The organism is Pseudomonas sp. LBUM1659 (assembly GCF_059716045.1).
In genome coordinates this window covers 5023835-5037814 of record NZ_CP166797.1, presented here as the reverse complement: position 1 = coordinate 5037814, position 13980 = coordinate 5023835, and the positions used below count along the sequence as shown (strand labels likewise).

7 protein-coding genes are annotated in these 13980 nt (G+C 59.5%); 3 read left to right on the top strand and 4 right to left on the bottom strand.

All coding sequences use genetic code 11. The features are described from left to right. The 3 genes from ACA048_RS22795 to ACA048_RS22785 form a co-directional block, all read right to left on the bottom strand. On the bottom strand, nt 1–2769 hold the full coding sequence (locus ACA048_RS22795; RefSeq protein WP_497626390.1) for an RHS repeat-associated core domain-containing protein: 2769 nt from the start codon (nt 2767–2769) through the stop codon (nt 1–3). Continuing rightward, nucleotides 2766–7289: a SpvB/TcaC N-terminal domain-containing protein gene (locus ACA048_RS22790; protein WP_497626389.1), complete on the bottom strand. Its 4524-nt coding sequence runs from the start codon at nt 7287–7289 to the stop codon at nt 2766–2768. The genes ACA048_RS22795 and ACA048_RS22790 overlap by 4 nt, the downstream gene beginning before the upstream one ends. Before the next feature lie 243 nt (nt 7290–7532). Then, nucleotides 7533–9056, bottom strand: coding sequence for a fumarate hydratase (locus ACA048_RS22785; RefSeq protein WP_497626388.1), 1524 nt, complete (start codon nt 9054–9056; stop codon nt 7533–7535). 403 nt (nt 9057–9459) lie between these two features. On the opposite strand from ACA048_RS22785, the gene ACA048_RS22780 reads away from it, so the two are divergent. From ACA048_RS22780 to ACA048_RS22770, 3 genes are read left to right on the top strand one after another with little or no spacing between them, the layout of a single operon-like run. After that, complete coding sequence (locus tag ACA048_RS22780) at nt 9460–10566, top strand: GGDEF domain-containing protein (protein WP_497626387.1); 1107 nt, start codon at nt 9460–9462, stop codon at nt 10564–10566. Then, entirely contained in the window at nt 10559–11494 is a 936-nt protein-coding gene (locus ACA048_RS22775; RefSeq protein ID WP_497626386.1) for an iron-sulfur-binding ferredoxin reductase, read from the top strand. Before ACA048_RS22780 ends, ACA048_RS22775 begins: the two co-directional genes overlap by 8 nt. 31 nt (nt 11495–11525) lie before the next feature. Then, a complete protein-coding gene (locus ACA048_RS22770) occupies nt 11526–12275 on the top strand; it encodes an enoyl-CoA hydratase-related protein (protein WP_497626385.1) in 750 nt (249 codons plus the stop codon). 210 nt (nt 12276–12485) lie between these two features. Here ACA048_RS22770 and pyk read toward each other — a convergent pair whose 3' ends face one another. Further along, on the bottom strand, nt 12486–13937 hold the full coding sequence (gene pyk / locus ACA048_RS22765; RefSeq protein WP_497626384.1) for a pyruvate kinase: 1452 nt from the start codon (nt 13935–13937) through the stop codon (nt 12486–12488). Nucleotides 13938–13980: the final 43 nt, after the last annotated feature.

Genomic DNA, 13980 nt, shown 5'->3' with positions numbered 1-13980 from the left:
TTAAGCCGCTGCATGTGAGATTTTTCCCACGCGTGCCTGCTTCAACAAAAACTGGTTATCCGTCGTACCCCTCTCTTTGTAGAGCGCCAGACCGGCTTTGTTTCTACGTATCAAGTCCTGCGTTCTTTCATGCTGTTGCGTCAATTCGCTGAGGCGAATCGGTTCCAACAGGCTTCGAAGGGTCATGTGATTGACATTGGGAAGCACGTCGGCAGGGTAAATAACATCAACGCCAACGACCTTGAAGGCGGCCACGGAGTTGGCATAGCGTTGATTTTCTGTGGATTGCCACTCATCCAGCATTGCCTCGATTTTGTTGATCTTGACCGGATCCAGCCGGTTATTGATGTCCTCGGCTTCCTGAACCCTTGAGCCCATTGCGAGGAAGGCTCCCACCCCTGGGACCACTGAGCCGACCCCGTTGTTGAAGAAAATATTGATGGCGCCGCCAAGCCAGTCGATCGGGTCTGAACGGGTGTCGAGACTCAGTGATTGATCAATCGCCTTGATGGACATGGTTGATGTCTGTGGTATCAGTGGGCCGGTCAGCCGAGAAGTCGGAATCACAGATGGGCTCGTACGGCCTGCCGTTTCACCTCCGAAGTTACCGACGGTAAGACCACCGGAAAAAGGCATGACTTCTTGAGCATTCAAGCTGCCCGCCGGCGTGTGTTGAGGCACCAGTCCACCCAGCTTGTCGCCGGCAATGAATCCGCCGGCGAAACCGATACCGGCATTGATGGATTCACCCACCAGGTTCTTCACCAGCGATGTCGCAACTTTGGATTGATTAATGATGTTGTCGATTTGCCCCAGCGTTTGAGTGGCATGCCCTTCCAGGACCGAAAGGAATCTTGAATAGTTGAGGATGACGTTTTCGGCTTTTGCCTCGCCGACGTGATCCACATAACGCAGCGGGTTATTACCCACAAACCCATACAGATTCATACCATCCACATCCCCTTGCGGATCAGCACTCACCCAACGCTGCAACCATGGTGCGTAGTAACGAGCGCCGTAGTAGTAAAGCCCGCATTCATCCATTTCCTTGCCCGAATAACGGACGGTTTTGTAATCGACCTCCAGCGCTGAAACCGCCGTCAGCCAGGCGGTGCCGCCAAACGGGTAATAGCCTTCGTGGCTGATCTGCCTGGCCAGTTGATCAAGTTCCATCAGGCTGGAACCCAGTTGATCGTCGAGGCTGTAGCGCAGTTGATCCTGATCGATACCATCGGGTTTTTTGCTGACCCAATGCAGGCAACGCACGCTGCCACGGCCTCCCGGCAGGGTGATGACGTGCAGCACTTCGCCGTTGTCGCGGGTGCGGACTTCCAGTCCCGGCAGGTAAATCACCTGGTGAAAATGCGTCGTTTTGGACGTATGGGTTTCGTGGCGTTTGCAGACGCGCGTGCCCTGGCTGTAGCGAAAGGTTTCTTCATCGTTGGGCGCGCCGTCACGCTCAACCAGCGTCGCTGCGGCCAGTTGATCGCGGTTGTTCCAGTGCAGCGGCCTTCCGGGAGACGACGCCAGCTGATTGCCATGGCGGTCGAACAAACCGTCGAAATCGGGGGCGGGGTCGCCTGCTTTCCAGCGCACGCCTCGGTTGCTGGACGGGTCTATGAACATCTCGAGGGTGTAGCTGCCCACCGCGCGCTCATGGATCAACTTGATCAGGTTGCCGCCGTCGTCGTAGGTGTAAATCTGTTTGTAGTTGAGACGGTTCCGGGGATCGCTCGGCAAAGGACGGCCCGGTAGATCGGAGGTTGGCGCGGCGTCATGGCCGGTGGCGCTGGTCAGCTGATACAACGAGTCATAGGTAAACGCTCGATGACCATCGATGAGCTGGTTTTTGAAGTACATCGGTTGAAACGCGAGATCGCTGATGTGTAACAGGTTCCCGACCCGATCATTAACGTACTGAAAGTGCTGGAGCAGGTCCTGCCCGGGCACACCGGCGGCCAGGGTATCGAGCCGACCGTCGGCTTCATCGTACGTCCAGCGGCTGACCACCTGGTTGCCGGCGCGCTGCTCAATGATCTGGCTGGCGGCGTTATACCGGGCGTCTGTCAGAACGGGCAGCCAACCCCCCGTGAGCGTGAGCCGCAGGCAAACCTGTTGCAGCTGCCCGGCGATGTCGTACTGCATCTGTTGCTGATGATCACCGGCATCGGTCTGGGTCAGCACCGCGCCGAGCGGGTTGTAAGTCCGCTGACTGGTAAAGGTGCCGGCGCCGGTGATCGTTCGGCTGTCGCGCGACGGTTGGCCGTGCAGGCTGAAGCTGTGGAGCTCAAGAACGCCTGAGGTATCGACTTGCCTGATCATTTGGCCGCGCAGGTTATGGTTCGGGTCATCGAGCGCAGTGGCGTAGGTAAAGAGGTCAACGGGGTCTTGATCGCTTTCTTCAAGCGAGAGAACGCGTAACTGGTTGTCGTAGGTTGTGCGCCAATCTTTGCCCCTTGCGTCCCAGCGACGAAGTATTTCACCGGCCAGCCCTCTCAGGCTCAGCCGTTTACCGGCATCGACGCTGTCGATCATGACGGGGTGTTCGCCAAGACCATAGACCGACGACAGGTTAGGGGTGGGCGTATCGGCCAGGCGCGGGTCCCGTTGCTCCACCTGTCGGCCGATCACGTCACAGGTGTGCCGGGTGACGAGCGGTTCCAGGGTGCCATTGGCCGCATTGCGTACGTAAGCAATGTGGCGCACCGCCAGACCTCGCGCGTCATGGGAGGTTACGGCGGGGGTGTTCCAGGGAGTTGCGCCGGTCATTGCACGCCGGCCTTGCGTCCTTGCACAGGCGGCTCAACGTAGGTGTCATTGAAATCCAGACTGGTTTTGTACCAGGGGTGGATTATTTCAAGCGCGACATCGCCTTTGGCGTTGATGATCTTGATCAAGCGACCGAGGAAGTCATAAAAGCGCTTGTCGTGGTGACCGAACTGCCTGAAGGCGTGGTCATGGATGTAGCCGTAAGTGTTGGCGAAATAGGGACGATAGGTACGTACGGGGAGCCCCTTGTTGTTGTATTCCACGCGTTCGCTGATGCGCCAGCGCCGATCGGCGTGCGCAACCTTTGGTTGACCGTTTTCAATCACCAGTTCGCCGTTTTCCACGACATAGGCATCGCCGGGTTCAACCAGTTGTTGGGTTTGCAGGGGCCGTCCGAACCCATCGATGATGCTCAGGATGATGTGGATTTGTTGCGGTGTCTGATCATAGTAGTCGCGGTCGGCGGTAAGGACGACGCTGTGCACCGGCATGCGTGGGACGCTCGGCAGCCGTTCCCACAATGCCTGCTCCGCCGGCGTCCGGGACTTGAGCCGGCCCAGTCGCCGGCGTGCGCCAGCCCGCAGGTGAAGGCTTGGCAATACCCAACCTTGCCCGCACGCGTTGGTCAGCCAATCGGATGTCTGCCGGACGGAAGGGGGTAGTTGGCCCATCCAGCTGAACGGGTCTTTGCGCCAGGTACTGGCAGCGTTTTGCAGCGCCTCTTTTGGGGCGTCGATGGCCGTGCCGGCGCTGGTATCTTCGGGGCGCTGATAGTCGGCGATGGGCAAGAAACCGGCGGGCAGGGCAGCTTCGGTTCCGTAATAGGTGACAGTGTGCGGGCCGGACGGATCGTAAAGGGCTTCTTCGACGTTATCGTTGGCATCGATGATGCGTAGCGGTTGCAGTGAGCGGTAGTCGAATTCAACGCGTGTGGTACAGCCGTCCGGCAGTTCGACGTTGATGTTCATCAGGCTGTAGTCGTCGTATCGGGTCGTAGTGATGCCGTGACTTTGTGTTTCGTTGAAGTGCGTCACCTTATAAAAGTGTTGAAGGTCGCCATACTTGGCAAAACTGTATTGGGCAGACCAAAGATTTCTCTGTTTGTCCTCTTCTTCGTCGGCCTCTTCGTCTGTACCCAGAAACAGATTCATGGGCAGATATCCAATCTTCGCCAGTTCTTCCCGGATATCGATCGCAGGGCTCACGTCGCCGTAAACGGCCAGCGCCGTCTTGTTCAGTTGCGCGATTTCCAGCGGTCCCACCGATGCTTCGAACTCGGCAGTTCCGTCCGGCAGCAGCGTGCCGTCTGCTGTTTTGAGATAACGCTGTACCGATTGCGACGTCAGCTCCCGCTGAGCCACCCATTCAGTTGACTTGAACAGGTCACGAAACTGTTCATAGGCAATGTCCTTTGGGTTAAGGCCCTCAGGGGTTGGCCCCTTGGGCAATACCAGTGCGTTACCGCGTTGCCGATACGGCAGGCCAAGCCTCCAGCCTTGCAGATTGGACAGGTGAATAAATTCGGCACGGGTTTCGTTCAGGTAGTAGGACTGTTGAGCCGGATCATGGGCGTCAATCCACCATTTACGTTCGTCGACATCGTCAAACGGCGGCTCATCGTCCCCGGTTCTGCGCCGGGCATAGCTGGCCGTGATGCTGTGACTCGTCAGCCCGAAGGCGTCCCGGTTCAAATTAATGACATGGCGGCACAGCGGGTCTTCGACGAAACGCTCATAGTGGTAACTGATGTTTTCCAATAGCGACGGCATCAGCACCGCGTTGGGGTGGTGGTCGCCGCGTTCACGCACTTGGCGCACGATGTATCGGGACTGTTCCACGAGGTACGGATTGGCCGGGACCGGGTCATCCGCCGCGTAGGTTTCCATTCTCAGCACAGAGCCTGAAAGGGCGCGGGCGATTTCGTGGGCGGTGGCTTCATCGGCCGGCGTAATGAGCTCTTCGCAGTCATCGCTCGGGTGATATCGACAAAAGAGCGTGTCGCCCAGCGGGTGTGCCTCGTCATCGCGATCGAAGTAGCCATCGCGAGGCAAATCGATGTGCCGGCCGGTATGAAACCAGGTGCAGACCAATGCCGGGGCGGTGAAGCTTTCGTCTTCGTCCGAGCTGGTTTCGCTGTCGGTTTGGTGCAGCCGCCCGAAGCCACGGAACTCCCGGTCCTTAAGGTCGTACCAGGCCTCGAAATAGCTGAAAAACTGATTCAGGCAATTGCCGGTGATTTCGTCGCGTTGGGTTTGTTGACTGACGACTTGAATAGCGAAAGGCAAGTAACAAGCGGGAAGGCGCTTGAGCTTGAGAATTCGCTGTTTTTCATCCAGCCAGTACTGCGCGGAACTTCGATACACCACCTCGGTGCTGCAACCCATGTTGTTATTGCTGGCGATCATCAGGTATGGCTTGGCGCTGACAAAATCATAACGCCAGTGCCGGGGGGGCATGTGCGGTACGGTCAGGATCAGGCTGGCGCAGCCCAGTCCCTGCAGGTCGGCGAGTGTGACCTGGCACAGGTTGTCGTAACGCACACCTTCGGGCCAGGCAACCTGAATGGGAACCTGCTCAAAACCGTTGCCACCCCGGTTGTGGTAAATCTCGAATCCGTCCGAATTCAAATAAATGAGCGCGGGGGCGCCGGAGCCGTTCAAATCTGCGATCCGTACACGTGCCGCATCGAATGTGTCGTATTCGAAGGGCAGGGCACTCATGACGAAACCCTGGCCGAAGCGGCCATGCCCAAGGTTTGGCCAGCATTTGATTTCGTTGTGGCGAATGCGGCACAACTCAGTCATGTCGCTGCCCAGCAGATTGCCCAAAAACACCAGTTCACCGCGTGAACTGCTGATCAATGGCAAGCGGTCATCTATCGGCTCATGAAGGACATCCTCGCCCCTGGCAAAACCGTCTTCACGTTTATTGGCGTAAAGGCGCACCGCGTTGGGGCCGATCAGCGCCAGGGAGCTGAGTCCGTCGCCCGTCAAATCATCCAACTGCGAAAGGACGTTGAAAAACTCCGCCGGGAACGCCGTGAACGGAATGAAACCAGACCAGGTTTTGTCCGGATTCAGCGTGTAGAAACCGCTCATGCCGGGCTGAGCAACAATCAAGTCCAGCCGACCGTCGCCGGTGAGGTCCATGAGCGCTTGATGCGCTTGATGCGCTTGCGTGTTGCGATTTGCGACTGGAATTTCGTTGAGCACTGTCCACGGGCCATAGCGGATGTGATCGCCACCGGTCAGGTCACGCAGCGGCTCCCGGTAGTACCAGCACTGGTCATAACGACACAGGAAGCCCGGTAGGCCTTCTGCGAACAGATCGACGCATTGATAGCGTTGACCCTCTTCGATGCCCGGCATGTTCTCGAACGGGAAGAACGGTGTCGGCTGTGTATTCAGTTCGAAATCCGCATAGTCGAACTCCACCGGGGGCATGTTTTCCACGGTACCGCTGGCGTCGTACGCCTGATAATGCGCCGCCATGATTTGACTGTAAGACCAGGGCTCTGCGGTGACCGAGTACTCCAGCAGCAAGCGGCGGACCAGCACCGGCTCCTCACCCAGCACCGGAAAATTGTGAAACATCAGCACTTGTTGGCAGAGGCGGCGGGTGCCTACTTCAAAGCCCTGGCCATAGGACGAAAAGGGATCGTTGCGGATCAGCCACGGGGCAAGCGTCGGGCCGTCATAGACAGGTTTTTCAGTCAGGTCCCGTGTGCGTTCGCCATAGTCGAACACCTGGTGAAAGTGCCATGAAGGCGTCGGCGTTGGTGAAATGTCCCAGCCGTACAAGTGTTCATACGCGGCGAAGTTGCCATATAGCACTCGATCCAAGTACCGCTGGGCCCGGTAGTCATGCGGGTCAGGATCCTGGGTCGGGTCCTCCTGTTTGTACTCGTAACAGATGTGCTCGCCCCGAGCGTTCATGCTTTCTTGCAGCAACCAGGCGACAACACGGTTCGGGTCCTGTGGGTCAGCCTTGCGCGCGGTCTCTATCCTGCCGAAAAGGTGCAGGCTGCCGTCGGCCCCATGCACCAGCCAGAAACCATCGGGGTTGGCTTCGCAGCGCCAGAATTCGACCACATCAAAAGAGCTTTCCACCCGCGGCCAATATTGCACCACGCTGTGAGCCCCGATGGGCAATCCACTGTATTCGGATTCTTCTCTGGACATGATCTTGCCTTCGCCATCGCGCTCGGCCATGAGCTGCTCACCCGCGGGGCTGAGGAACACATCGTCGTCGGTGTAGCGAGGTACGCCTTTGCTGGTCTGGCGGGTAATGGCGATGAGGTTCAAATGCCAACCGACACCGAACGGTCCGTTACCAGATTGGCTGCTATAGCTCAGAGAGAGCTGAGGGTCCCATCCGCGTCCAGAGGAAAGTGGCAGCGGTAGTTCGAATGAAGCGCCTCCCGTCGTGCCGACCTTGCCCCAGCTTTTACCGATGGTGGCGATGGAAGCACTTTTGGCGATAGAAGGTTCAGTGATGCTCAGGGACGCTTGGTCTTGCATGGGGGCTGATCCTGTTTTTGCCTGGCGGCCACTCGTGGTGACGGTGTCGCTCGATGGCTCAGACGCTAACAAGAAGGGGGGCGTGCGTAACCTGTCAGATCTGACAGGTCGGACGTGGGGTTCTAGACTGAATAGTTGTAAATGCTTCGGTTTTAATGCCCTTGGCATTATTTTTTTTGCGCAAAAAAAACGGCCGGGGCGTCTATTCAGACACCCCGGCCGCTGTTTAGCCCGCTAAAGCGCTTATTGCACTTCTACTGCCAGGCTCTCACTGATCTTCTTCTGCCAGATGGCAGGACCTGTGATGTGGACCGACTCGCCCTTGCTGTCGACTGCCACAGTGACTGGCATGTCTTTGACGTCGAACTCGTAGATCGCTTCCATCCCCAGTTCGGCGAACGCCACAACGCGGGATTTCTTGATGGCTTGTGCCACCAGGTAAGCCGCGCCGCCCACGGCCATCAGGTAAACGGCTTTGTGGTCCTTGATCGCTTCGATCGCGGTCGGGCCGCGCTCGGATTTGCCGATCATGCCCAACAGGCCGGTTTGCTCAAGGATCTGACGGGTGAACTTGTCCATCCGCGTCGCGGTGGTCGGACCGGCAGGGCCCACCACTTCTTCGCGCACCGGATCAACCGGGCCGACGTAGTAGATGAAGCGACCTTTGAGGTCCACTGGCAGGGTTTCACCCTTGTTCAACATCTCGACCATGCGCTTGTGCGCAGCGTCGCGACCGGTGAGCATCTTGCCGTTGAGCAGGACGGTTTCGCCCGGCTTCCAGCTCTGCACGTCTTCCGGGGTCAGGGTGTCGAGGTTGACACGACGAGCCGACGGGCCGGCTTCCCAGACGATTTCCGGGTAGGCGTCCAGCGGTGGCGCTTCCAAGGATGCCGGGCCGGAACCGTCAAGCACGAAGTGGGCGTGACGGGTGGCGGCGCAGTTCGGGATCATGCACACCGGCAACGAAGCGGCGTGGGTCGGGTAATCCATGATCTTCACGTCGAGCACGGTGGTCAGGCCACCCAAGCCTTGGGCGCCGATGCCCAGTTGATTGACCTTCTCGAACAGCTCCAGGCGCATCTCTTCGATACGGTTCTGTGGACCGCGAGCCTTGAGCTCGTGAATGTCGATGGATTCCATCAACACTTCCTTGGCCATGACAGCAGCTTTCTCGGCGGTGCCGCCGATGCCGATGCCGAGCATGCCCGGTGGGCACCAGCCGGCGCCCATGGTCGGAACGGTTTTCAGCACCCAGTCGACGATCGAGTCGGACGGGTTGAGCATGGCCATTTTCGACTTGTTCTCGGAACCGCCGCCCTTGGCCGCCACGTCCACTTCCACGGTGTTACCCGGAACGATGGAGTAGTGGATAACGGCCGGGGTGTTGTCCTTGGTGTTTTTACGAGCGCCCGCCGGGTCGGCGAGGATCGAGGCACGCAAGACGTTTTCCGGCAGGTTGTAAGCCCGGCGCACACCTTCGTTGATCATGTCGTCCAGGCCCATAGTGGCGCCATCCCAACGCACGTCCATGCCCACGCGGACGAAGACGGTGACGATGCCGGTGTCCTGGCAGATCGGGCGGTGGCCAGTGGCACACATGCGCGAGTTGATCAGGATCTGTGCGATGGAATCGCGGGCTGCCGGCGATTCTTCACGCAGGTAGGCCTCGTGCATCGCCTGGATGAAGTCAACGGGGTGGTAATAGGAAATGAACTGCAGGGCGTCGGCAACGCTCTGAATCAGGTCGTCTTGCTTGATCACGGTCATGAGTCGCGCTCCTCTAAAAGACGGGAACATTCAATAAGGTGCTTGCAGCTTGGGTGCATCGGTCGGTTGCAAGCACCTTTCAAGGCACGCCGGGGCTGCTGGCGCGACGCTAAAAAGGCGCGGCAGTATAGCGCGCCTCGCTGGCGGGCACATCCGCCGGCAGTCAATCGTTGGTCGCATAAAGGCTGGCGTGGTGCTTTTGCTTTTGTGGCGAGGGGGCTTGCCACAGGCAAGCCCCCTCGCCACAGAACTGCTAATAACCGGGGGATGAGAGCCATGTTTTTTGACGCTGGTTTTATATCCCTAAAATTGAATGGTCATTTATCCGGCCCGCCACTAAAGTGGCACCCGGCCTGTAGAGTAGGACACTCAAACAGCTTTCTTTCGCATGGTGAGTCAACGATTGACCCATAACGCCCTTCAACAGCTTCTACTCAAACGCTTTGCCCTTGCAGCCGGCACTTACGCCCTGGCGCTGATGCTACTGTGGCTGGCTTTTTTCTCCGGACACTACGATGAACCTGTGGCCAGCCTGGCCGTCGGCACTGCATTGGTGGTCATCAGCCAAGCGGCATTGTTCGCGGTGTTTTACAGCGGCTGCAACCAGCGCTTTTCCGATCCCAGCCTGACCGAAGCGCAAGTGTTGACGGGGCTGGGGTGGCAAACCTGGCTGATCGCCAATCTGGATGAGGCACGCGGCGCGTTTCTGGTGTTTTACGTGCTGATCCTGCTTTTCGGACTGTTCCATCTGTCGCGCCGAGCACTGGTGCGGTGTGCGCTGTTGGTGTTTTTCAGTTTCAGTTCGATCACGCTGTGGGAGGGCTACCACTTTCAGCTCCGCGACCCGGCGCTGGCTGGGTTGCAAGTGTGCGTTTTGCTTATTGTGTTGATCTGGCTGGTGCTCTACGCCCGTTATGTCCAGGCTACGCGTCAGCGCATGCGGCAGCGGCGCTTCGCCTTGCAAGCGCACCAGGACACCCTGCGCGGGATGATGCGCCAGCTCGAAGACCTGGTCGCCACCGACGAACTCACCGGGCTGTTCAACCGCCGCCATTTCCTGCGCCTGGCCTCCCGCGAACTGAACGCCATGGACGCCGGCGTGATGCATGGCCTGGCGCTGATCGACCTTGACCACTTCAAACGCATCAACGATGTGCATGGCCATGCGGCGGGCGACCAGGTCCTGCAAGCCTTTGCCGGCGTCGCGACCGCGTGCTTGCGCGACGGCGATGTGCTGGCGCGTTATGGCGGCGAAGAATTCGTGGTGATGGTGCCCGATTGCGATGCCGAACGCCTGACGGCGTGCTGTGAGCGGTTGCGCATCGCCTTCACCGATGTCGAGCTGATCGGCCTCAACGTCGCCCATCTCAGTTTGTCGGCGGGCATGACGTTGCTGGAGCTGGGCGACGATCTCGACGACGCCTTGCAGCGCGCCGATCAGGCGCTTTACCGCGCCAAACGTGATGGTCGCAATCGTTGCGCGGCAGCCTGGGAGAACGTCGATGCCTGAGTTGCGGGTCGGTGAGCGTCAGTGGTCGGTGGCACCGGGCAGCAACCTGCTCGATGCCTTGAATCAAAACGGCGTGGCCGTCCCCTACAGTTGCCGCGCCGGCAGTTGCCATGCCTGCCTGGTCCAATGCGTACAGGGGTTGCCGAGCGACAGCCGACCCGATGCCTTGAGCGCAGAGCAACGCCAACAAGGCTGGCGCCTGGCGTGCCAGTGCCGGGTGGTCGAGGACCTGCAAGTGCACACCTTCGACCCACAGCAGGACGGCCACCCGGCCGAGGTGGCGGCCGTGGATTGGTTGAGCGCCAGTGTGTTGCGATTACGTCTGACGCCTGAGCGTCCTTTGCGCTACAACGCCGGGCAACATCTGGTGTTGTGGGCGGGCAATGTGGCACGTCCTTATTCGTTGGCCAGCCTGCCGCAAGAAGACCGCTTTCTGGAGTTTCACCTCGATTGTCGACAGCCGGGGCAATTTAGCGACGCGGCCCGTCAACTGAAGATCGGCGATTCGATCCGCCTCGGCGAATTGCGTGGCGGCTCTCTGCATTACGACCCGGACTGGCACACCCGGCCACTGTGGCTGTTGGCCGCTGGCACCGGTTTAGGGCCGCTGTTTGGCGTATTACGCGAAGCGCTGCGTCAGGATCACCAAGGCGCCATTCGCGTTATTCACCTGGCCCATGACGCCGACGAGCATTATCTGGCCAAACCCCTGCACGCCATGGCTGAGGGCCACGATCACCTGAGTGTCGAGTGCTGGACCCCGGCCGAGTTGCCGCAGGCATTGGCGCAACTGCGGCTTGTCTCCCGGCAAACCCTGGCCTTAGTCTGCGGAGCCCCCGACAGTGTCGACGCCTTTTCCCGGCGCCTGTACCTCGCGGGATTGCCGCGCAATCAACTGCTGGCGGATGTCTTTGTTCCCCGTGGTTGAGTGCTGATCGTTCAACGACGCGAGACTCGCCATGACCGATGCCATCCAACTTGAACGTGAGCGCGGCCTGCTGACGTTGCGCCTCAATCGTCCCGACAAGAAAAACGCGCTGACTCGTGCGATGTACAGCCGTCTGGCCGAGGCGCTGAAGCAGGCCGACACCGACCCCGAAATCAACGCCGTGCTGATCACCGGCAGCGCCGAGTGCTTCACTGCCGGCAACGACATCGCCGATTTCATCCAGCAACTGCCGAGCAATCTCGACAGCCCGGTGTTCCACTTCATGCTCAACCTGCTGGAATGCCGCAAACCGGTGATCGCCGCCGTGGCCGGTGCAGCGGTGGGGATTGGCACGACGATGCTGCTGCATTGCGACCTGGTTTACGTCAGTCGTGATGCTCGCCTGCGCATGCCGTTCGTCAATCTCGGCTTATGTCCGGAGTTTGGCTCCAGCCTGATCCTGCCGCGTTTGCTTGGGCATGCCAAAGCGTCGGAGTTGTTGCTGTTGGGTGAAGGTTTCAGCGGTGAACAGGCTGCAGAGTGGGGCATTGCCACTGAAGCATTGGGCAGTGGCGAAGCGGCGTTGACCAAGGCGCGGGAGATGGCGTTGCGCTTTGAATCGCTGCCGCCGCAAGCAGTGCGCATCAGCAAGCAATTGATGAAAGCGCCGGACCGGGAATTGCTGCGCACAGTGATAGAAGAAGAGGGGGCGTTGTTCACACAACGGTTGCGGTCGCCGGAAGCGATGGCGGCGTTGTCAGCATTTATCCGCCGGCATTAAATGATGTGGTGAATGGACGGGCCTCATCGCGGGCAAGCCCAGCTCCCACAGGTTTTGAGGTGAACGCTGGATTTGTGGACACCGCCAACCCCTGTAGGAGCCGAGCTTGCTCGCGATGAGGCCCGATCAGACACAACACCTGTTGGATCAGAAAGCAAAAAGCCCCGCCATTCACATGGCGGGGCTTTTGTTTTTCAAACAACCGGTCACTCAGACCATCGGATCGCCAACGTGGAGGATTTTCATCCCGTTGGTGCCGCCGATGGTGTGGTAGCTGTCGCCCTTGGTCAGGATGACCCAGTCGCCTTTCTCGACGACGCCGCGTTTGAGCAACTCGTCGATCGCAGCCTGGCTGACTTGCTCAGGCGGCAACGATGCCGGGTCGAACGGGACGGTGTAGACGCCACGGAACATGGCCGCGCGGGCCTGGGTTTCGCGGTGCGGGGAGAACGCGTAGATCGGCACCGACGAACGGATGCGCGACATGATCAACGGCGTGTAGCCACTTTCGGTCAGCGCGATGATCGCCTTCACACCCGGGAAGTGGTTGGCGGTGTACATGGCCGCCAGCGCGATGGACTGGTCGCAGCTTTCGAAGACCTTGCCGATACGGTGGCTGGAGGTCTTGCTGGTCGGGTGCTTTTCCGCGCCGATACAGATGCGCGCCATCGCTTGCACGGCTTCCAGCGGGTACAAACCAGCGGCACTTTCCGCCGAGAGCATCACGGCGTCGGTGTAGTCGAGCACGGCGTTGGCCACGTCGGACACTTCGGCGCGGGTCGGCATCGGGTTCTGGATCATCGACTCCATCATCTGGGTCGCGACGATCACTGCCTTGTTGTGGCGGCGTGCGTGCAGAATGATTTTCTTCTGAATGCCCACCAGCTCGGCGTCGCCGATTTCCACGCCCAGGTCACCACGAGCCACCATCACTGCGTCGGAGGCGTTGATCAGCGCATCGAGGGTGTCATCGTCGGCCACGGCTTCGGCGCGTTCGATCTTCGCCACCAGCCAGGCAGTACCGCCAGCCTCGTCGCGCAGTTGACGGGCGTATTCCATGTCGGCGGCGTCACGCGGGAAGGACACGGCGAGGTAGTCGACTTCCATCTCGGCGGCGAGCTTGATGTCGGCCTTGTCTTTCTCGGTCAGGGCCGGAGCCGTCAGACCACCACCACGACGGTTGATGCCTTTGTGGTCGGACAGCGGGCCGCCGATCAGCACAGTGCAGTTCAGTTCGGTGGCGGTGGCGGTATCGACGCGCATCACCACGCGACCGTCGTCGAGCAGCAGCTCGTCGCCTACGCCGCAATCCTTGACCAGGTCGGGGTAGTCGATACCGACCACTTGCTGGGTGCCTTCGGTCAGAGGATGGCTGGTGGAGAAGGTGAATTGATCACCGATCTTCAGCTCGATCTTCTTGTTGGCGAATTTGGCGATACGGATTTTCGGGCCTTGCAGGTCACCCAGCAGGGCGACGAAGCGGCCGTGCTTGGCAGCGAGGTCACGCACCAGCTTCGCGCGAGCCTTGTGCTCGTCGGGGGTGCCGTGGGAGAAGTTCAGGCGGGCGACGTCCAGGCCAGCCAGAATCAGCTGTTCGAGAACTTCCGGCGAGTTACTGGCCGGGCCAAGGGTAGCGACGATTTTGGTACGACGGACGGACATGCAAAGACTCCTGAGTTCAAGCGCTGAGTGAGGCTACTATCAT

What these genes read in the sequence shown, in the direction of transcription:
- ACA048_RS22785 (WP_497626388.1), bottom strand. Translation starts at nt 9,056, where the DNA reads ATGACCGTGATCAAGCAAGACGACCTGATTCAGAGCGTTGCCGACGCC.
- ACA048_RS22775 (WP_497626386.1), top strand. Translation starts at nt 10,559, where the DNA reads ATGCCTGAGTTGCGGGTCGGTGAGCGTCAGTGGTCGGTGGCACCGGGC.
- ACA048_RS22790 (WP_497626389.1), bottom strand. Translation starts at nt 7,289, where the DNA reads ATGCAAGACCAAGCGTCCCTGAGCATCACTGAACCTTCTATCGCCAAA.
- pyk (WP_497626384.1), bottom strand. Translation starts at nt 13,937, where the DNA reads ATGTCCGTCCGTCGTACCAAAATCGTCGCTACCCTTGGCCCGGCCAGT.
- ACA048_RS22770 (WP_497626385.1), top strand. Translation starts at nt 11,526, where the DNA reads ATGACCGATGCCATCCAACTTGAACGTGAGCGCGGCCTGCTGACGTTG.
- ACA048_RS22795 (WP_497626390.1), bottom strand. Translation starts at nt 2,769, where the DNA reads ATGACCGGCGCAACTCCCTGGAACACCCCCGCCGTAACCTCCCATGAC.